Source organism: Streptomyces sp. NPDC050743 (assembly GCF_044456925.1).
GTDB lineage: Bacteria > Actinomycetota > Actinomycetes > Streptomycetales > Streptomycetaceae > Streptomyces.
In genome coordinates, this window is record NZ_JBITGJ010000016.1 from 68,116 (window position 1) to 87,607 (window position 19,492).

The window sequence follows — 19,492 nt, forward strand, 5'->3', positions numbered from 1 at the left end:
CGTTCCCGTTGACGGCTGAAATTCGCCACAGTTGTGGCGACACCTGGATGTGAGTTCGACGCACCCGCTACTCTCCGGGAAGTTCACGGCGATCGCTCGTGAGAAGCACGGACGCATCTGAAGCCCTCGAGAGACGTAGGAGTTCTGTCGGTGACGGATGGCTACGAGGATCCGGGCGCCACGGCGACCGCCCAGCTGCCGGCCGTCGTCGCCCGCGTCACCGCGCTCGCCGAACGGCTCGGCGTGCCGCACGCCGAGGTCTTCGACGTCGGGCGGCTCTCCGTGGCTTGCGGGGTGCCGGAGCCGGTGGTCAAGGCCCTGCTCGCCGGCCGGCCCGCCGGTGAACCGGACGTGCAGGCGCGCTTTCTGCAGCGCCTCGGCCTGCTGCGGCGCACTCGGCTGAAACCCAACGGCCGCAAGTACACCCAGCAGGAGATCGCCGACGGCGCGGGCATGTCGCGGCAGCAGGCCGGCGCCCTCATCAACGGCGACCGGCGGCCGACCATGGAGCACTGCGACGCGCTGCAGCGTTTCTTCCGGGTGCACGCCGGCTTCCTGACCGCGGAGGACCCCGAGGCGCTGGCGGGCGCGCTGCAGCGCACCGAGCAGGAGCTGCTGACGAAGCTCGCCGACCGGGAGCGGGCCGCCGCCGGGGCCGACGAGGATCCGCTGGAGCGGCTGCTGCAGGACCACGGGGTGCGCGGAATAGCCTGGCGTGCCGCGCAGTTGCCCACGGACCAGCACCGGGACAAGGTCGCGGAGTGGCTCGACATGCTCCTGGAGAGCGTCAAACGGCCCGAGTCGTGAGCCGGGGGAGGACTGTGGGCATCGGCAGGGACATGCGCCGGCTGTGCAACGAGCTGGTGGGCGGTCTTGCGCTGCCCGCGCCGGCGCCGCCGCGCGAGCTGTACGGCGCGCTGTGCGAGGCGATGAGCCGCCGCCGGGGCCGCCCGGTGCACTTCCGTGCGGCACCCTTCCCGCCGGGCACGGCGAGCGGCCTGTGGCTGGACCTGACCGACCGCGACCTCGTCGTCGTGGAGGAACGCACCGCGCCCGACCACCAGTTGGTCATCCTCGGCCACGAGCTGTGGCACATGCAGGCCGACCACCGCGGACACCACGTCGAGGGCGTCGGGGTCGCCACGCGGCTGCTGCACGACGACACCGACCAGGACGCGCTCCAGGCCACGGTGCAGCGGGTCGCGGCCCGGACCCGTTTCGATCTCGCCGAGGAGCGGGACGCCGAGACCTTCGGTCTGCTGCTGGCCAGCAAGTGCCGTACCTGGCTGGCCGGTTCGGCCCTGCGCGGCCCGGTGCACCGCGACGACGTGGCCGGGCGCATCGAGGCGTCCCTGGGATATCCGGGGCTACAGGGCTGATCCCCGGCCGCACGGCTGGTCCCGGACCGCAAGGCCGGTCCGGGGCCGCAAGGCCGGTCCGGGGCCGCAAGGCCGGTCCGGGGCCGTACGGCGCAGGGGCGAAAGGATTCGGCCTCGGCTGAGCGGGCGAACCGGGACGCGGCCGAACGGCGTTGTCAGTGGTGGGCGGCAAGCTGGAGAGGTGCGCCGCAGGGCGCGCGACCGTGACACCTACTCGGGGAGAGCCGACCGATGCCCACCGCCGTACTGACCGACCGCGAGCGCACCGCCGTGCAGGCCTATCTGCGGCTGTTGCACACCGTGCGCGCCGCCTTCGACGGGCCATCGGACGGCGGCCGGCCCGCCGTGGTACCGCCCGTCGTGCTGGCCGAGGCGGAACAGGCCCTGGCGCGCGCGGGCCTCACGGGGAACGAGGAGCAGTTCTTCCGGCTGCTGCGCGACTGGTGCCCGCCGGCCTGACCGGGCCGGGCGGTCCGAGCCGCCGCCGGGGTGCAGCTTGATCTTGCGAGGAACCCCGGGGTGTTCACGCCCGGGAGGAATCGCATGCCGTGGGGGCGGCGCGGAGCGCCGCCGTATCACTTCGGGATGCTCCCACGGCGGGGGCGCTCAGTCCGGACGCTTCTGGTTCTCGATGTATTCCTTGACCACGGCCAGTGGCGCTCCACCGCAGGAGCCTGCGAAGTAGCAGGGTGACCAGAGGCATTCGCCCCACAGGTACTTGCGGACGTGGGTGGGAAATTCCTAGCGGAGGCGGCGGGCTGAGACGCCTTTGAGGCTGCCGACGAGCCGGGAGAAAGCAACGGACGGCGGATAGCGCGCGAGCAGGAGGGTGTGATCGGTTTCGCCGTTGAACTCCCGTAGTTCCGCGCCGAAGTCCTCGCACACCTTGCGCATGACCTCTTCGCACCCGACGAGGATGGTGTCGGTGAAGACGCCGCCGCCGGTACTTCGGGGTGAAGACCAAGTGCGCGTGCAGGTGTAAACGACGCTTCTTCCCCTGCGTACGTAGGGGTTTGGCTCCCATCGTGGTGACATGGATCACTGGTATGGTCGGGTGCGTGAAGATCACCGTGCGGGTCAAACTCACCCCGGATGCCGTGCAGGCACCGGCTGTTGAGCGGACCCTGCACGCGGCGAACGAGGCAGCCAACTGGGTGTCGGAGATCTCGTTCGAGCACTTCAGGCTCAAGGGTTGCGTTCGTGAGCTGCGCAAGCTGTGTTATGGCCAGCTGAAGGCCCGTGGGTTCGGCGCGCAGGCCGCGCAGCACATCATCAAGCGGGTCGCAGACCCGTACACCACGCTGCGGGCGAGCATCAAGGCCGGGAACCTCGGCCCCGAGGGGGCGAAGCGCCGCCAAAAGGCCCAGTCCCGGCCGATCGTCTTCCGCCCGGACGCGGCACACACTATGACGATCGCCGTCTGTCGTGGAACTACGACGCTCAGACGGTGAGCATCTGGACCTTGGACGGCCGGTTCAAGAACGTCCGCTTCGCCTGCTCGGCGACAGCGCTCAAGCAGCTCGCCGAGCACCGCAAGGGCGAGTCCGACCTGATGGCGCGTGACGGGAAGCTGTTCCTGGTCGCCACCATCGACATCCCCGAGCCGGAGGCGTTCGAGCCGAAGGGCTTCATCGGTGTGGACCGGGGCATCAACAACCTCGCCACCACCTCCGACGGGGACAATCACACAGGCCGCCGCCTGGGTCGCTACCGCAGGTGGCAGGCCCGCAAGAAGGCCGAACTCCAGGCCAGGCACACCAGGAGCGCCAGGCAGCTCCTCAAGAAGCGCGCCCGCCGCGAAGCGAGGCATGCCACCCACGTCAACCACAAGATCTCCAAGACTGTCGTTGCTGTCGCCCAACGCACCGAACGCGACATCGCCCTCGAAGAACTCAGGGGCATCCGCGAGCGGGTCACGGTTTCCCGCGACCAGCGAGCACGCCAGCCCTCGTGGCCATTCCACCAGCTCGGCTCGTTCATCGCTTACAAGGCCAAACGCGCCGGGGTGCCGTTCATCGAGGTGGACCCGGCCTACACCTCGCAGCGCTGCCCGCGCTGCGGCCACACCGGGAAAGCCAACCGGCCGACCCGGGACCACTTCTCCTGTCGTCGGTGCGGCCTCGCTGGGTCGGCCGACCACATCGCCGGGGTCAACATCGCCGACCGAGGGGCCACGGCGTGGGTATTCGCCAACATGCCCGATCCGCTCCCCGCACCACACGGAGACCGGTAGATGTGACCCGTGACCGCCCTGCCGTAGGGGCAGTCGGGAGCATAAGCAAAGCTGTATCGAACCGAGTCAACAAGCTCGATCGATTACGGCCGAGTAGTTGACGGATGCGGGACGACCACGGCGGTGGCGACCACTCCGTCGCGTACGACCCACCTGCCGTCGAAGACCTGGAGCCGGCGGTCGCCGACCCGGGGCCCGGGGACGAGGAGTTCGGCGCGCAGAGTGCCGTGCGGCTGGTCGCCGGGGCTCGGGTCGAGGGTGATGTCGGCCTCGGAGAAGTCCAGCCAGGTGCGGGTCAGGGGGAACCACGCCTTGTAGACGGACTCCTTGGCGCTGAACAGGATCCGGTCCCAGTGCACGGCGGGCCGCCGCCCGTGGAGCCGGGCGAGCCGCGCGGCCTCGGCGGGCAGGAAGACGGATTCGCCGACACCGTCCGGGAGCGGTCCGTGCGGTTCGGCGTCGATGCCGAGGGAGGCCAGATCGCCGGCCGGGGCCAGCGCTGCGGCGCAGTAGCCGTCGCAGTGGGTCATGCTGCCGATCAGGCCGGCCGGCCAGCGCGGCGCGCCCCGCTCACCGCTGAGGACGGACTGCGCGGGGACGCCGAGCTTCTCCATGGCGCGCCGGGCGCAGCCGCGTACGGCGGCGAACTCGCGCCGCCGCTTGGTCACCGCGCGCTCGACGAGCGCTGCCTCCTCGGGGAAGAGCGGGGTGTCCCACAGCGGGTCGTCACGGTGTGCCTCCACGGCCACGACCGACTCCGGGAGCAGCTCCTCGATCACCGGGTTCGACCTCCATCGGCAGGATGCGGCGCAGCCTTCCCGGCGGCTCCGGGCGCTTGCGCCATTCTCGGGGATAGCCTACGGAGACCTCCTCGAAGCGGACTCCGTCGTGCCAGGTGGTGCGCGGTATGTGCAGATGGCCGTAGACCATGGTCGCCACGCGGAACCGGCGGTGCCAGTCGGCGGTCAGCTCGGTGCCGCACCACATGGCGAACTCGGGATACCACAGCACCTCGGTGGGATGCCGGTGCAGCGGATAGTGGTTGACCGGTACGACCGGCAGGTCCGCGGGCAGCTCGGCGAGCCTGCGCTCGGTCTCGGCGACCCGCGCCCGGCACCAGGCGTCACGGGTCGGATACGGATCGGGGTGCAGCAGGTACTCGTCGTTGCAGACCACGCCGGTGCTGTGCGCGTAGGCCAGGCCCTCGGCCTTGGTGGCGCAGCCGGCCGGCAGGAAGGAGTAGTCGTACAGCAGGAACAGCGGGGCGACGACGACCGGGCCGCCGGGGCCGTGCCACACCGGGTAGGGATCCTCGGGGGTGACGACGGCCAGCTCGCGGCAGAGTCCGACCAGGTGCTCGTAGCGGGCGACGCCGCGCAGGGTGACCGGATCCTTCGGGTGCGTCCACAGCTCGTGGTTGCCGGGGGCCCACAGGACCTTGCGGAAACGGCTCGCGAGCTTCTCGAGGGTCCAGCGGATGTCGGCCACCGTCTCGGCGATGTCACCGGCCACGATCAGCCAGTCCTCGTCGCTCGTGGGCCGCATGTCCTCGACCAGCGCGCGGTTCTCCGGATAGGTGATGTGCAGGTCGCTGATGGCCAGCAGCTGCCCGGCCCCGGCCGCAGACTCCACCCCGCACCCCTTTCGATCATCGTCCGCCGGGACCACGAGAACACATTCCCTCACGCCCCGACAAGAGGCACCCGGCCCCGTGTCGCGCGGGCCCGGCAGCGCTCGACGACGACCGGACGGGCCCCGGCGAGCCTACTGGACGAGCCCCGGAAATCCGTAACATCCGCGTTGCACGCGCGGGCTCTTGAAAGCCGTATGATCGCCCCGACACCATCACCCCAACCTCCCTTTTCGCAGGGGTTCTTTGGTGTCCCTTCCTCCCTCCTGCCCGGGCACGGGCCGCCGAGCCCTGCCCGCACACCATGAAAGGCGGCCTGCATGCTCTCTCGCGTACGCGTCTGGCTCAACCGCACGTACGCGGAGAACGTCTTCTTCATGGATCAGCTGCGCAGAAATCCCAGCGATCGCGCGGTGGAGATCCATGCCACGCACGGCGACCCCGACTCCCCCGTCCTGGCCGCCGCCGACACCGCCGACCTGGAGCCGGAGGGCCTGTCCCCGGCCGCCTACGTCGAGTACGCGCTCGACCAGTGCGCCCGGCGCGGCATCGACGTGTTCGTGCCCCGGCTGCACCAGGCGGCGATCGTGCGGCACCGCGCGGAGTTCGCCGCCGCGGGTACGGCGCTGCTGGCGCCGACGCCCGAGGCGGTGGCCGTGTTCGAGGACAAGGCGACCGCGTACGAGGCGGTCCGCTCGGTGGGCGTGCCGGTGCCGCCGTGGTGGCGGGTGCGTACGGCGGACGAACTCCTCGCCGCCGTCGAGGAGTTGGAGGCCGCCGGGCACAGGGCCTGCTTCAAACCGGCCGCCGGTGCCGGCGGGGTCGGTTTCCGGGTGATCACCCGTGCCCCGTTCTCGCTGGCCAACCTGGAGGGGTTCCCGAGCCCGTACGTCCAGCTCGACCTCGTCGTCGAGGCGCTGCGGCGGTCCGGGCAGCCGGTGGACTGGCTGGTGATGCCGCGCCTGGAGCAGCCCGAGGTGTCGGTGGACTGCCTGACCGGGCCCGACAACCGGCTGCGGCTCTCGGTGGGCCGTACCAAGAACGGCCGTCGGAGGGGCTTCACCCTGGACGAGCGCTGGCTGGAGCCGGCCCGGATGATCGCGGAGGGCTTCGGGCTGCACCACCTGTCCAACATCCAGTTCCGCATGCTCGGCGACCGTCCGGTGCTGATGGACGTCAACACGCGGCCCGCGGGTGGCCTGCATCAGCTGTCACTGTGTGGGGTGAACGCGCCTTGGGCCGCGGTGCAGTTGGCGCTGGGTGAGGACCCCGGGGTGATCGAGCCGCCGTTCCTGGGGCAGGACTACACGGTGGTTTCGGGGCCACGGTCGCTTCTGCCTGCGGTGCTTCCCCGGCAGCGGGATGCGGAGATCGCGCTTCCGGCGTTGCCCGTGCAGAGGGCTTCGGCGGTGGAGATCCTGCCTCTTTAGTCCGCCGGTATGGACCAATTCTGCGTCTGTTCTTGACAGCCGGATTGGTCCATACCAAATTCTTCAGCGCACCTCTGCACAGCCGTGCACTCCCGAACACCCCATCCCCACAGGGAGATCGTGTGCGCAATCCACTCGGACGTCACAGACGTCGGCTTCTCGCTCTCCTCGGTTCCGTCGCTCTCGCGGTCGGCGGCGCCATCGCCCTTCCGGGTACCGCTCAGGCGGCCAACATCCTCACCAACCCCGGCTTCGAGTCCGGCGGCCTCTCCCCCTGGACCTGCACCGGCAATCTCGGCTCGGTCGTCTCCTCCCCCGTGCACAGCGGCTCGAAGGCGCTGCAGGGCGCGGTGACGGACAGCGACAACGCCCAGTGCACCCAGACGGTCGCCGTGCAGCCGAACACGACCTACACCCTCAGCGGCTGGGTACGCGGCAGCTATGTGTACCTGGGCGTGAACGGCGGCGCCTCGACCTGGACCACCTCGCCGACGGCGTACAGCCAGTTGAGCGTCTCCTTCACCACCGGTGCCTCGCAGACCAGCGCCACCATCTACGTCCACGGCTGGTACGCCCAGGGCACGTACTGGGCCGACGACGTCAGCCTGGACGGCCCGGGCGGCGGGGGCGGCGGCGACACCCAGGCGCCGACCGCTCCCACGGGCCTGATCTCGACCGGCAAGACGTCCTCGAGCGTTTCGCTGTCGTGGAACGCGGCAACGGACAACGTGGGCGTCACCGGTTACGACATCTACAGCGCCTCAAACCAGGTGCTGACCGTCTCCGGCACCTCCGCCACGGTCAGCGGGCTGTCGCCCAGCACGTCGTACACCTTCACGGTGAAGGCGCACGACGCGGCCGGGAACGTCTCGGCCGCCTCCAACGCCGTCTCCGTGACCACGAACGCGGGCAGCGGCGGCGGCACCGGGTTCAAGCAGGCCGCGCCGTATCTGTACGAGGGCTGGGGCGATCCGCCGAGCCCGACGACGGTGATGAGCGCGACCGGGATCAAGTGGTTCACGATGGCGTTCGTGCTGGACTCCGGCGGCTGCACCCCGGCCTGGGACGGCAGCCGGCCGCTCACCGGCGGCGCCGACCAGAGCGCGATCAACGCCGTCCGGTCCGCCGGCGGTGACATCGTCCCGTCCTTCGGCGGCTGGCAGGGCAGCAAGCTCGGCGCCAACTGCTCCTCGGCCGCCGCGCTCGCCGGCGCCATCCAGAAGGTGATCGACGCCTACGGCCTGAAGGCCGTCGACATGGACATCGAGAACACGGACGAGTTCGAGAACGAGGCCGTGCAGGCGAAGATCCTCACCGCGCTGAAGACGGTCAAGGCCAACAACCCGGGGCTGAAGACCATCGTCACCTTCGGCACCTCGACCACCGGGCCGACGTACTACGGCAACCGGCTGATCGAGCAGGCGCAGTCGCTCGGCGCGAACATCGACGTGTTCACCATCATGCCGTTCGACTTCGGCGGTGGCTCGGACATGTACGGCAACACCGTGAACGCCGCGGAGGGCCTGAAGAACAAGCTGAAGTCGACCTTCGGCTGGGACGACGCGACCGCTTACGCGCACATCGGCATCTCGGGCATGAACGGCCTGTCCGACCAGCAGGAGACGACCACCGCGGCGATCTGGACCCAGGTCCGCGACTGGGCGAACTCCCACCACATCGCGCGGCTCGCCTTCTGGTCGGTCAACCGTGACCGGCCGTGCCCGGGCGGCGGCGTGGTGAGCAACTGCTCCGGCATCAGCCAGAACAACTGGCAGTTCACCTCGATCACGGCCGGCTTCACCGGCTGATCCGTACGGTCGAGCGTGTGGGGGTGCCCAGGCCGGGCGCCCCCACGCGCGAACCGGGAATCAGAACCGGCCCGAACCGCGGTACAGCTCCAGTTCCCCGTCGAGTTCCACGGCCAGCACGGTGGCGTACGGGTCGAGGTCCGCCGCGGCCGGCGGGTCGATCCACAGCACGCCGACCGCCTCGTGCAGCCCGCCGATCACCCGGTGGCCGAGCTCGGTGCCGGTGCCGAGCACGGTGACTTTGCGGACCGCCGTCGCCAGGCCCCGGACGCCGATCTCGGCGCGCGGGGTGTCGAACAGGGTGAGATAGAGCGTGCGGCGGTCCGCGGAGAGGGTGCTGGGACCGTAGTGGTGCCCGGCCGGCAGGCCGCGGACCGTGCCGTACACCGCCTCCGCGTGCCCGCGGATCCACTCCCCCAGCGCTTCGAGGCGCTCGACCTGCGGCTGCGGGATGGTGCCGTCCTCCATGGGGCCGACGTCGAGGAGCAGGTTGCCGCCCCCACCGATGGTCTCGGTGAAGGTGCGGACGAGCTGCGACACCGACTTGTGGTTGTGGTCGTGGTGCTGGTAGCCCCACGAGTCGTTGATCGTGATGCACAGCTCCCAGGGGCCGTCCGGCGGCACGATGGGAGCGCCCTGCTCGGGGGTGGCGTAGTCGCCCTCGCCCAGCATGCGCGCGTTGAAGACGACGTCGGGCACGTACGACCGTATGAGCGCGGCGAGTTCCGGGATGCGCCACTGCTCCTCGCTGCGGTCCCACTCGCCGTCGAACCACATCAGGTCGGGCCGGTAGCGGGAGGCCAGCTCGCGGATCTGGCCGTCCCGGTAGGCGAGGAAACGCTCCCAGGCCTCCAGGTCCTCGTCCTCGGCCGCGACCTCGGAGTAGCGGTTGTCCTCCAGCTCCGGCGGGCGGCCCGGCTTGCGCGTCGAGGCGTAGTCGGGGTGGTTCCAGTCGGAGTGCGAGTAGTAGAGGCCGACCTTCAGGCCCTTGTCGCGCAGGGCCCGGGCGTAGGGGCCGACGTAGTCCTCGCCGAGGTTGAGGTCGCCGTACCGGGTGTCCCACAGGGCCACCCCGTCGTGGTGGCGGCTCGTCAGGACGGCGTACCGGGCCCCGGCGCGGGCGAACAGGTCCGCCCACGCCTTCGGGTCGTAGTGCGCGCCGGTGAAGCGCTCCAGCTGGGACATGTACCGGTCGTGCGGGACGATGTCGTCGTAGAACGACCAGGACTCCTGGACGCCGTCGACGGCATAGATGCCCCAGTGGACGAAGATGCCCAACTTGGCGTCGGTGAACCAGGGTTGCATGGGCACGACGTCAGCCCCTTCGCAGGCGGAGCGTCAGGATCTGGAAGGGCCGCAGCTCGACCGGCACACCGCCGTCGGCCGCTTCGGCGTCCTCCAGCGGCCGCTCCAGCAGGTCGGTGACCGATACGCCCGCGAGCGGGAAGCCGGTCCGCAGAACGCCCCGGGCCCGGCCGCCGCGCGACTCGTACAGCCGTACCACCACGTCGCCCGAGGCATCGTCGGCGAGCTTCACCGCCTCCACGGTCACGCCCTCCCCGTCCACGGAGACGACCGGCTCGGGCTCGCCCGCCGAATCCGCCAGCCTCAGGGGCAGGTTGAGGGCGTAGCCCTCGGCGACGGCGTCCTCGATGCTCGCGCCGGGGAGCAGGGAGTAGGTGAAGCGGTGGCGGCCCTGGTCGGCCCCGGGGTCCGGGATGCGCGGGGCGCGGACCAGGCTGAGGCGGACCGTGGTCGTCGTCCCGCCGTCCTCGCGGACCGTGCGGGAGACGTCGTGGCCGTAGGTGGAGTCGTTGAGGACCGCGACGCCGTAGCCGGGCTCGGCGATGTGCACCCAGCGGTGGCCGGAGACCTCGAAACGGGCCGCCTCCCAGCTGGTGTTGGTGTGCGTCGGCCGCTGGATGTGACCGTACGCGATCTCCGCTGAGGAGTGCGGGGCCCGGATGTCCACCGGGAAGCCGGCCTTGAGAATCTTCTCGGCCTCGTGCCAGTCGATGTCGGTCTCGAAGTCGATGCGGGGGCTGCCGGCGCGGAGCGTGATCGTCTGGGTGATCGTCGAGCCCTTGCCGAAGGACCGCGAGACGCGGATCGAGCCGAGCAGCGGGGCCTCGTCGACGACCTCGATCTCCGAGACCTCCAACAGGTCCGTGTAGCGGTTCTTGTAGTGCTTGTCGATGTCCCAGGCGTCCCAGTAGTTCGGGAGGTCCGTGTGCAGGCGCAGCAGGTTGCCCTGGCCGGCGAGGACTTCGCGGCCGGCGCGCAGGTCGACCACGGAGGACAGGGTGCCGTCCGCGGCGAGCTCCACGCGGACCAGGCCGTTGTCGAGGACCCTTCCGTCGACCGTCACCGGCCGCGCGGGCTCGGCGTCCGCCAGCGGCGCGCTGCCGCTCGCGGGCACCCGCACGTACGCCGGTGCGCCCGCCGCCGTGCGGATCACCTCGGCGCGGTCGAACGGGCTGGTGTTGAACACGCGGGTCCCGCCGCCGCCGAGCGCGGCCACCGCTTCGGCCGTCAGCTCCTCCACCTCCTGCGCGACCCGGGCGTATTCGGCCTCCGCCTCGCGGTGCACCCAGGCGATCGAGGAGCCCGGCAGGATGTCGTGGAACTGGTGCAGCAGCACCGTCTTCCACAGCCGGTCGAGCCTGTCGTACGGGTAGGCGTAGCCCGGTGCGTGCAGCGCGGCCGTCGTCGCCCACAACTCGGCCTCGCGCAGGCGGTGTTCGGAGCGGCGGTTGCCCTGCTTGGTGCGGGCCTGGGAGGTGTACGTGGCCCGGTGCAGCTCCAGATACAGCTCGCCGACCCATACGGGGGCGTCCGGGTACTCCTCGCGGGCCTTGGCGAAGAAGGCGTCCGGGTGCTCGACGACGACCTTGGGCGAACCCTCCAGGTCCCGCAGACGCCTTGCCCGCTCCATGATCTCGCGGGTGGGGCCGCCACCGCCGTCGCCCCAGCCGAAGGGGGCCAGGGACCGGGTGGCGCCGCCCTTCTCGGCGTAGTTGCGCACCGCGCGGGACATCTCCTCGCCGCTGAAACAGGCGTTGTAGGTGTCGACCGGCGGAAAGTGCGTGAAGATGCGCGTGCCGTCGATGCCCTCCCACCAGAAGGTGTGGTGGGGGAACTTGTTGGTCTGGTTCCAGGAGATCTTCTGCGTGAGGAACCAGTCGTTGCCCGCGAGCTTGGCCAACTGCGGGTAGGCGGCGCTGTAGCCGAAGGAGTCGGGCAGCCAGACGCCCTTGGTCTCGACGCCGAAGTGCTCGATGAAGAACCGCTTGCCGTGGATCAGCTGGCGGGCGACCGCCTCGCCTCCGGGCAGGTTGCCGTCGGCCTCCACCCACATGCCGCCGACGGGCGCCCACTGGCCCTTCTCGACGGACTTCTTGATCCGCGCCCACACCTGCGGGTAGTTGTCGCGCACCCACTCGTACTGCTGGGCCTGCGAGCAGGCGAAGACGAACTCCTCGTACTCGTCGGCCAGGGACGTGACGTTCGAGAACGTCCGGGACGTCTTGCGCTTGGTCTCGCGGATGGGCCACAGCCACGCCGAGTCGATGTGCGCGTGGCCGACGCCGGAGATGATGTGCGCGCTGGCGTGGGCGGGCTTGGCCAGCACCGGCCCCAGGGCTTCGCGTACGGCGGGAGCCGAACCGGAGATGTCGTCCAGGTCCAGCAGGTCCAGGGCGCGGTCCAGCGCGTGCAGGATCTCGTGCCGGCGCGGCTCGTGCTCGCCGAGCTCCGCCATCAGCTCGCGCAGCACCTGAAGGTCGAGGTCGAGGTGCCAGACCTCCTCGTCGAGGACGGCGAGGTCGGCGCGCCTGAAGGTGTACAGCGGCTCGGCGCCGGCGGTCAGGACGTCGCCGAGCGCAGTCGGCGCCGCGAAGTCGCCTGCCAGGATGTCCGGGTTGGAGGCGGCCTCGACCAGGTAGTGCACGGCTTCGCCCCCTTCCGCCGGGTTGGCGATCGCCACGTACTGGTTGAGCGGGTTGACCGCCTTCAGCGGGGTCCCGTCGGCGAGGTGGACCAGGGCCTCGGCCTGGTTGCCGGGCCAGTCCCCGACGAAGCCGAGGTCGATGACCGCCTCGACGCGCCTGCCGGCCCACTCCGCGGGCACCTGTCCGCTCATCCGGAACCAGGTCGTGCCCCAGGGCGGCCCCCAGGGAGTGCCCATGGCGAAGGGCTCGTACGGCGCGGCGGCGGCCTCCTCGAAGGGCACCGGCTCGCCCGGCGCCTGCCAGGCCTCGACCGCGAGGGGCGTGGTGGCCGCATAGGCCGCGGGCTTGATGCGCTGGTTGTGGAGGCGCTCGGCGCGCTCCTCGATCCGGCGGCGTTCGTCGTGCATCAGAGGTCTCCAGTGCGGGGGAGCAAGCGGTGGGCAAACGCTTTCCGGCGGGCGTTCACTTGAGGTACGCGAGGCCAGGATGGACCTCGGTGTACCCCTCGACCAGCCGACGGGCCACGTTCACGGAGTCGACCAGCGGGTGCAGCGCGAAGGCCTTCACGGCCGTCGTGCGGGAGCTGGACTCGGCCGCGGCGAGGACCTCGCGCTCGACGGCCTTCACGGCGCAGACCAGGCCGGAGGCGTGGCCGGGCAGCGGGTCGACGGCGACCGGGTGGGCGCCGTTGGCGTCGACCAGGCAGGGCACCTCGATCACGGCGTCCGTGTCCAGGACCGACAGGGTGTGCTGGTTGCGGACGTTCAGGATGAGGGTGGTGCGCTCGTCGCGGGCGATGGCCCGCATCAGGGCCAGGGCGACCTTCTCGTAGCCGCCGGAGAGGTCGTCGGCCTCGCGCTCGCCGGCGCCGGCCGTCTCCCGGTTCTCCGCCATGTACGTCGCCTCGCGCTCGGCGCGGGTGCGGTCCCAGGCCTCGAGGGCCGACACGCCGGAGCGGACGGCCTCCTCGTAGAAGCGCGCCTGCTGGTCGCGCAGGAAGGCGCCGCGGGTCTTCTCGGCCTGCTGGTAGGCGCGGACGGCCTCGCGGTTGAAGTAGTAGTAGTGCAGGTACTCGTTCGGGATCGCACCGAGCGACTGGAGCCAGTCGACGCCGAAGAGCTTGCCCTCCTCGAAGGAGCCGAGCAGGCCGGGGTCGGCGAGCAGGCGCGGGAGTTCGTCGCGGCCGGCGACGCGCAGGCCGCGGACCCAGCCGAGGTGGTTCAGGCCGACGTAGTCGATCCACGCCTCCTTCGGGTTCGCGCCGAGCACACGGGCGATACGGCGGCCGAGGCCGACCGGCGAGTCGCAGATGCCGATGACGCGGTCGCCGAGGTGGCGGGACATGGCCTCGGTGACGAGACCGGCCGGGTTGGTGAAGTTAATGACCCAGGCGTCCGGGGCGAGCCGGGCGACGCGCTGCGCGATGCCGACGGCGACCGGGACGGTCCTCAGGCCGTAGGCGATGCCGCCCGCGCCGACCGTCTCCTGGCCGAGCACGCCCTCGGCCAGGGCCACGCGCTCGTCGTTCGCCCTGCCCTCCAGGCCGCCGACGCGGATCGCCGAGAAGACGAAGTCGGCGCCGCGCAGGGCCTCGTCGAGGTCGGTCGTGGCGGTCACCCGGGGAGCGTCCCCGACCCTGGCGGCCTGCTCGGTGAGCACGCGGGTCACCGCGGAGAGCCGGCCGGCGTCCAGGTCGTGCAGCACGACCTCGGTGACCCGCCCCTCGCCGCGGTCGCCCAGCAGCGCCCCGTACACGAGCGGCACCCGGAACCCGCCGCCGCCCAGAATCGTCAGCTTCACGTCTGCACCTCTCCTGCCAGGACCACCTCGACGCCCGCCTCCTCCAGCGAGGAGCGGGTCACCGGGTCGACCGGCGCGTTCGTCACCACCACGTCCAGGTCCTCGGGACCGCAGACCCTCGCCATGCCCGTACCCGGGAACTTGGCGGAGTCGGCCAGCAGGACGACCTTGTCGCCGGCCTTGATCATGGCCCGTTTCACCGGCACCTCGACGACCGTCGTGTCCATCACCTGCCCGCCCGGGCGCACACCGCTGGTGCCGAGGAAGAGCCAGTCGGCGTGCAGCTGACGCAGGTTGTCCTCGGTGAGGAAGCCGACCAGGGAGCGGTACTCGCGGCGGACCATGCCGCCGAGCAGGACCAGCTCGATGCCCTCGTCGTCGGCGAGTTCCTCGTAGACCACCAGGTTGCTGGTGATCACGGTGAGGCGGCGGCCGTGCAGCTGACGGGCCAGCCGGTAGGCGGTGGTCCCGATGTCGAGCAGCACGGACTGGCCGTCGCCGACCATCGCCGCCGCCCGCGCGGCTATCGCGTCCTTCTCGGCCACCCGCACCTCGGCGACCTCGGCGAAGGGCTGGTCGCCCTCCTCGACGACCGCACCGCCGTGCACACGTGTGAGCAGACCGTCCTCCTCCAGCTTGACCAGGTCGCGCCTGATCGTGGCGGGGCTCACGCCCAGGTGTTCGGAGAGGTCGGTCACGGACGCGGGACCGCCGGAGCGCAGGGCGCGCAGGATGAGTTGGTGTCGTCGTTCTGCCAGCACGCCGTGAACACTACTCGTCATCTTCAATCATTTCCATGCTCACTTCTGCTCGGGTATTGACCAATCCCGCGAGGCGGCGCACGATTCCGGTCATTAAAAATGACGAGTTTTGACGAGAGGCGGTGCGCGTGGACGACGACAGGCCCGACGTGCTCCTGACCGGACTGCTGTTCTACGACCTCGTCCTCACGGGACTCGGGAAGCCGCCGACGCCCGGCGAGGAGATCTGGACGGCCGGCATGGGCTGCGGCCCGGGCGGCATCGCGAACCTCGCGGTGGCCGCGTCCCGCTTCGGTCTGCGCACCTCGCTGGCCACGGTCTTCGGGGACGACTTCTACGGCGCGTACTGCCGTGACGTCCTGCGCGACCAGGAGGGCATCGACCTCTCGCTCTCCCGCACCGCCGACGGCTGGCCCACCCCCGTCACCGTCGCGCTCGCCCTCCCCCACGCCCTGCCCGGCTCGCGCGGCGGGCCCCCCGTCACCGACCGGGCCCTGGTCACCCACGGCCAGGAACCGCCGTACTCGCAGGACGCGCTCATGGGCGACCCGCCCGAGGCGCGCACCGCCCTCGTGCACATCGAGGCCGAGCCCCGCGAGTGGCTCGCCAAGGCCGCCGCGAACGGCACCCGCATCTACGCCGACGTCGGCTGGGACCCCACCCAGCGGTGGTCCACCGACCTCCTCGACCAGCTCTCCCTGTGCCACGCCTTCCTCCCCAACGAGACCGAGGCGATGGCCTACACCCGCACCGACAGCGCGCGGGCGGCACTCGGCGCGCTCAGCGAGCTGGTCCCGGTGGCCGTGGTCACCCGGGGCGGCGACGGGGCGATGGCCGCCGACCAGACGACCGGCGAGTACGCGGAGGTCCCGGCCCTCGACGTCGACGTGCTGGACGCCACGGGCGCCGGGGACGTGTTCGGCGCGAGCTTCCTCGCGGCCTCGCTCGGTGGCTGGCCGCTGGCCGAGCGGCTGCGGTTCGCGGTGCTCGCCGCCGGGCTGTCCGTCCGCCACCACGGCGGCGCACTCGCCGCCCCCGGCTGGTACGGCGTCGACCGCTGGTGGCGCTCCCTGACCGACCCCGACCTGAAGCGCGCGTACGGCTTCCTCGCGGACCGGCTCCCGGCGGACGTCGGCCCGCCGGTCCGCCATGCCCCCGTGACTCCGCCGAACCCTCACCCGCCCGTCGGCCCACGGGCTTCCGCACGGCAGCACTGACTCCCATCACGCCCCTCAGCACCGCGAACAGGAACAACAGGAGTAACCCGTGGACCTTTCTCGTAGAGGCTTCCTCCAGGCCGCCGCGCTCACCGCGGCCGCGTCCGGCCTGACCGTCGCATGCGGCGGCGGCTCAGGATCGAGCGGCACCAAGAACGGCAAGGACCTCACCTTGTGGTACTGGGGCGGCGCGCTCAGCGACAAGGTGGTCGCGGAGGCCAAGACGCACTTCGGCAGCGAGGTGAAACTAACCGTCTCGTCCATCGGCGGCGACTTCAAGCAGAAGCTCACCACCACCCTCGCGGCGGGCACCTCCGTGCCCGACATCACCGGCATCAAGGGCGAGGACATGGCGTCCTTCCTGCCCAACGCCGGCCGCTTCCTCGACCTCAACGACCTCGGCTTCAAAACGATCTCGCACCAGTACCTGGACTGGAAGACCAAGCTCGCCCAGACCGCCGACGGCAAGCAGATCGGCTTCCCGATCGACATCGGACCCACCGCGCTCTTCTACCGCGAGGACCTGTTCGCCAAGGCCGGGCTGCCCACCGATCCCGACAAGGTCGCCGACCGGGTCAAGACCTGGGACGGCTACTTCGCGCTCGGCACCGAACTGAAGGGCAAGGTGCCCGGCACCTTCCTGGTCAACAACATCAGCTCGGTGTTCAACATCGCGGTCGGCCAGGGAGCCCAGCGGTTCATCGACAAGAACAACCACTTCATCGGGGACCAGGACCACATCCGCACGGCGTGGACCACGGCGGTCCGTCCCTACACGCTCGGCATCGACGCCAAGATCAACGACAACACCTGGAACGCCGCCGTCGGCAAGAACCTGGGCACCGAACTCGGCGCGGCCTGGCACGCGCTGGACATCGAACAGGCCGCCCCGCAGACCAAGGGCAAGTGGCGGGTCTGCGCCAATCCCGGCGGACCGGCCAACCAGGGTGGCTCCTACCTGGCCCTGCCCAGGCAGTGCCGCAACCCCGAAGAGGCGTTCAAGATCATCAGCTGGATCCTGAGCCCCGCCAACGACGCCCGCGGCTTCACCGACGCCGCCATCTTCCCCGCCGCACCGGCCGCGTACTCCATGCCGGCCATGACGGGCCCCGACGCCTTCTTCGGCGGGCAGAAGATCATCGAGGTCTTCGGTCCGGCCGCCAAGGCCATCCCGGACAGCTACGAGGCACCTGCCGACGCCGCCGTCATGGCCCCCTACATGACGGAGCTGACCAACATCGAGGCCAAGGGCAAGAAGCCCGACGACGCCTGGAAGGACGCGGTCAGCCAGGCCAGGCAGATCGCCCGGCGACAGGGGGTGAGCTGAGGTGTCGTCACCTCCGGTCACCGACCCCGCCACGGTGCCCGAGCACCGTGGCGGGCCGGGCCCCGCCCGGTTCCGCCCGCGGCGTGCCACGCCCGCGGGCGCCGCCCGGCCCGGGCGGCGCGGGCCGCTGTCGTACTGGCGGCAGTACCTCGCGATCTCGCCCTTCTACCTGGTCTTCATCGGTTTCTCGTTCTTCCCCGTCTTCTACTCGCTGTATCTGGCCTTCCAGCGCTGGGACGGCATGGGCACCATGCAGTTCGTGGGCCTGCAGCAGTTCCGGTTCCTGTGGGCGGACCCGGTCTTCTGGCTGTCGATCCGCAACACCCTGGTGATCTGGGTCCTGTCCACCGTTCCCACGCTCTTCGGCGCCCTGGTGCTGGCGACGCTGCTGCACTCGGTGCGCCGCTTCAAGGGCTTCTACCGCATCGCCCTCTACGTGCCGAACGTCACGTCGATCGTCGCGGTGGCGATCTTCTTCGGCGCGGTGTTCAGCAACAACTTCGGTCTGGTCAACGCGATCCTGAGCACGGTCGGCATCTCGCCCGTCCCGTGGCTCAGCAACCCGTGGCTGATCAAGCTGGTCATCGCGCTGCTGATGACCTGGATGTGGACCGGCTACAACATGATCATCTACCTGGCCGGCCTGCAGGCGATCCCGACCTCGATCTATGAGGCGGCCAAGATGGACGGCGCCGGCCCCATCCGCACGTTCTTCCAGATCACCATCCCGATCATGCGGCCGATCATCCTGTTCACGGTCATCATCTCGACCATCAACGGCTTGCAGAGCTTCAGCGAACCCCAGGTCCTGTTCGCCAGCAACGCCGCCAACGCGAACCTCGGCGGCCCGGGCCAGGCCGGTCTGACCACGTTGCTGTACTTCTACCAGTCGGCCTTCCTGAACAACGACTACGGCTACGGCGCGGCCATCGTATGGGCCTTCTTCGTGTTGATCATCGTGCTGGTCGCCATCAACTGGCGCATCACGCGAGGAGGGAGGAAGTCATGACGACAGCGGACACGACGCGGCCGGCCACGGGCGCGCGGCGGCTGCGCCGCCCCAAGGGCCTGACCGCGCACATCATCCTCATGCTGGCCGTCCTGATCTCGGTCTTCCCCTTCGTGTGGACGATCGTCATGGCGACCAACACCACGCAGGACATCTACAAGAGCCCACCGAAGCTGACGTTCGGCTCCCACCTGCTGGAGAACATCCGGCACGTGCTCCACACCATCGACTTCTTCGGGTCGATGCTCAACACGGTCGTCGTCGCGTGTGTCACCACCACCCTGGTGCTGTTCATCGACTCCCTGGCGGCCTTCACCTTCGCCAAGTTCGACTTCCCCGGCCGCAAGCTGCTCTTCGGCACCCTGCTGCTGTTCATGATGCTGCCGCTGCAGCTGGCGATCCTGCCGCAGTTCATCCTCATGTCGAAGATCGGCTGGGTCGGCATGCTCAAGGCGCTGGCCCTGCCCTCCCTCGCCAACGCCTTCGGCATCTTCTGGCTGCACCAGTACATCCAGAACGGCGTTCCCGACGAACTGCTCGACGCCGCGCGCATCGACGGCGCCGGGTTCTTCCGTCAGTACTGGAACATCGCGCTGCCGATGATCAGGCCCGCTCTGTCCTTCCTCGCCATCTACGCCTTCGTCAACTGCTGGAACGACTACATCTGGCCGCTGGTCGTGCTCACCAACCCCGACCACGTGACCCTGCAGGTGGAGCTGGCCCAGCTGAACGTCGGCCACACCACCGACTACAGCATGGTCATGGCGGGTGTGCTGATGGCGGCCCTTCCGCTGGTCGTGGTCTTCAGCATCTTCGCCCGCGGGTTCATCGCGGGCGCCACCGAAGGAGCGGTACAGGGCAGCTGAACCGGTGTCGCGAGAGAGAGGTGACCGGTGACGTACGACGTCGGCGGGGGGCGGCCGGGGCGCGGCAAGGTGCTCGTGGTGG

Annotated in this window: 15 protein-coding genes and 2 pseudogenes; 10 read left to right on the top strand and 7 right to left on the bottom strand. The window is 70.3% G+C overall.

The window, feature by feature from the left end:
* The first annotated feature begins 150 nt into the window (after positions 1-150).
* From ACIBJF_RS18300 to ACIBJF_RS18310, 3 genes are all read left to right on the top strand, one after another.
* Positions 151-807 (top strand): helix-turn-helix transcriptional regulator, encoded by a 657-nt coding sequence (locus ACIBJF_RS18300; protein WP_351806899.1) that lies wholly within the window; start codon positions 151-153, stop codon positions 805-807.
* Positions 808-821: 14 nt separating this feature from the next.
* Positions 822-1,379, top strand: coding sequence for a toxin-antitoxin system, toxin component (locus ACIBJF_RS18305; RefSeq protein WP_399174757.1), 558 nt, complete (start codon positions 822-824; stop codon positions 1,377-1,379).
* 231 nt (positions 1,380-1,610) lie between these two features.
* The gene (locus ACIBJF_RS18310) at positions 1,611-1,838 is read left to right on the top strand and encodes a hypothetical protein (RefSeq protein ID WP_399174759.1); all 228 of its coding nucleotides are present in this window, start codon (positions 1,611-1,613) and stop codon (positions 1,836-1,838) included.
* Between the two features lie 147 nt (positions 1,839-1,985).
* On the opposite strand, the pseudogene tnpA reads toward ACIBJF_RS18310, so the two are convergent.
* Positions 1,986-2,414, bottom strand: a pseudogene (tnpA, locus tag ACIBJF_RS18315) (IS200/IS605 family transposase).
* Positions 2,415-2,425: 11 nt separating this feature from the next.
* On the opposite strand from tnpA, the pseudogene ACIBJF_RS18320 reads away from it, so the two are divergent.
* Positions 2,426-3,612, top strand: a pseudogene (locus ACIBJF_RS18320) (RNA-guided endonuclease InsQ/TnpB family protein).
* Positions 3,613-3,695: 83 nt separating this feature from the next.
* Here ACIBJF_RS18320 and ACIBJF_RS18325 read toward each other — a convergent pair.
* Together ACIBJF_RS18325 and ACIBJF_RS18330 are read right to left on the bottom strand one after the other, a co-directional pair.
* Positions 3,696-4,391, bottom strand: coding sequence for a 4'-phosphopantetheinyl transferase (locus tag ACIBJF_RS18325; RefSeq protein WP_399174761.1), 696 nt, complete (start codon positions 4,389-4,391; stop codon positions 3,696-3,698).
* Complete coding sequence (locus tag ACIBJF_RS18330) at positions 4,339-5,244, bottom strand: metallophosphoesterase family protein (protein ID WP_399174762.1); 906 nt, start codon at positions 5,242-5,244, stop codon at positions 4,339-4,341. The genes ACIBJF_RS18325 and ACIBJF_RS18330 overlap by 53 nt, the downstream gene beginning before the upstream one ends.
* A gap of 318 nt (positions 5,245-5,562) precedes the next feature.
* Here ACIBJF_RS18330 and ACIBJF_RS18335 point away from each other — a divergent pair, with 318 nt between their 5' ends.
* Together ACIBJF_RS18335 and ACIBJF_RS18340 are read left to right on the top strand one after the other, a co-directional pair.
* The gene (locus tag ACIBJF_RS18335) at positions 5,563-6,672 is read left to right on the top strand and encodes an ATP-grasp domain-containing protein (RefSeq protein WP_399174763.1); all 1,110 of its coding nucleotides are present in this window, start codon (positions 5,563-5,565) and stop codon (positions 6,670-6,672) included.
* 122 nt (positions 6,673-6,794) lie between these two features.
* A complete protein-coding gene (locus ACIBJF_RS18340) occupies positions 6,795-8,480 on the top strand; it encodes a carbohydrate binding domain-containing protein (RefSeq protein WP_399174765.1) in 1,686 nt (561 codons plus the stop codon).
* Positions 8,481-8,540: 60 nt separating this feature from the next.
* Here the strand turns inward: ACIBJF_RS18340 and ACIBJF_RS18345 are convergent, their stop codons facing one another.
* The 4 genes from ACIBJF_RS18345 to ACIBJF_RS18360 are packed head-to-tail and all read right to left on the bottom strand — an operon-like array spanning position 8,541 to position 14,991.
* The gene (locus tag ACIBJF_RS18345) at positions 8,541-9,791 is read right to left on the bottom strand and encodes an alpha-L-fucosidase (RefSeq protein ID WP_399174767.1); all 1,251 of its coding nucleotides are present in this window, start codon (positions 9,789-9,791) and stop codon (positions 8,541-8,543) included.
* Between the two features lie 4 nt (positions 9,792-9,795).
* A complete protein-coding gene (locus ACIBJF_RS18350) occupies positions 9,796-12,837 on the bottom strand; it encodes an alpha-mannosidase (RefSeq protein ID WP_399174769.1) in 3,042 nt (1,013 codons plus the stop codon).
* Between the two features lie 55 nt (positions 12,838-12,892).
* Entirely contained in the window at positions 12,893-14,230 is a 1,338-nt protein-coding gene (locus tag ACIBJF_RS18355; RefSeq protein WP_399174770.1) for a 6-phospho-beta-glucosidase, read from the bottom strand.
* Entirely contained in the window at positions 14,227-14,991 is a 765-nt protein-coding gene (locus ACIBJF_RS18360; protein WP_399174846.1) for a DeoR/GlpR family DNA-binding transcription regulator, read from the bottom strand. Before ACIBJF_RS18360 ends, ACIBJF_RS18355 begins: the two co-directional genes overlap by 4 nt.
* A 128-nt stretch (positions 14,992-15,119) precedes the next feature.
* On the opposite strand from ACIBJF_RS18360, the gene ACIBJF_RS18365 reads away from it, so the two are divergent.
* From ACIBJF_RS18365 to ACIBJF_RS18380, 4 genes are read left to right on the top strand one after another with little or no spacing between them, the layout of a single operon-like run.
* On the top strand, positions 15,120-16,208 hold the full coding sequence (locus ACIBJF_RS18365) for a carbohydrate kinase family protein (RefSeq protein WP_399174772.1): 1,089 nt from the start codon (positions 15,120-15,122) through the stop codon (positions 16,206-16,208).
* A 49-nt stretch (positions 16,209-16,257) separates the two neighbouring features.
* Entirely contained in the window at positions 16,258-17,535 is a 1,278-nt protein-coding gene (locus tag ACIBJF_RS18370; protein WP_399174774.1) for an ABC transporter substrate-binding protein, read from the top strand.
* Between the two features lie 34 nt (positions 17,536-17,569).
* Positions 17,570-18,544: a carbohydrate ABC transporter permease gene (locus ACIBJF_RS18375; RefSeq protein ID WP_399174848.1), complete on the top strand. Its 975-nt coding sequence runs from the start codon at positions 17,570-17,572 to the stop codon at positions 18,542-18,544.
* Positions 18,541-19,410 (top strand): carbohydrate ABC transporter permease, encoded by an 870-nt coding sequence (locus ACIBJF_RS18380; protein WP_399174776.1) that lies wholly within the window; start codon positions 18,541-18,543, stop codon positions 19,408-19,410. Before ACIBJF_RS18375 ends, ACIBJF_RS18380 begins: the two co-directional genes overlap by 4 nt.
* The last annotated feature ends 82 nt before the right edge of the window (positions 19,411-19,492 follow it).

Coding starts and splice junctions, on each gene's coding strand:
- ACIBJF_RS18335 (WP_399174763.1), top strand. CDS start 5,563: ATGCTCTCTCGCGTACGCGTCTGGCTCAACCGCACGTACGCGGAGAAC.
- ACIBJF_RS18350 (WP_399174769.1), bottom strand. CDS start 12,837: ATGCACGACGAACGCCGCCGGATCGAGGAGCGCGCCGAGCGCCTCCAC.
- ACIBJF_RS18380 (WP_399174776.1), top strand. CDS start 18,541: ATGACGACAGCGGACACGACGCGGCCGGCCACGGGCGCGCGGCGGCTG.
- ACIBJF_RS18310 (WP_399174759.1), top strand. CDS start 1,611: ATGCCCACCGCCGTACTGACCGACCGCGAGCGCACCGCCGTGCAGGCC.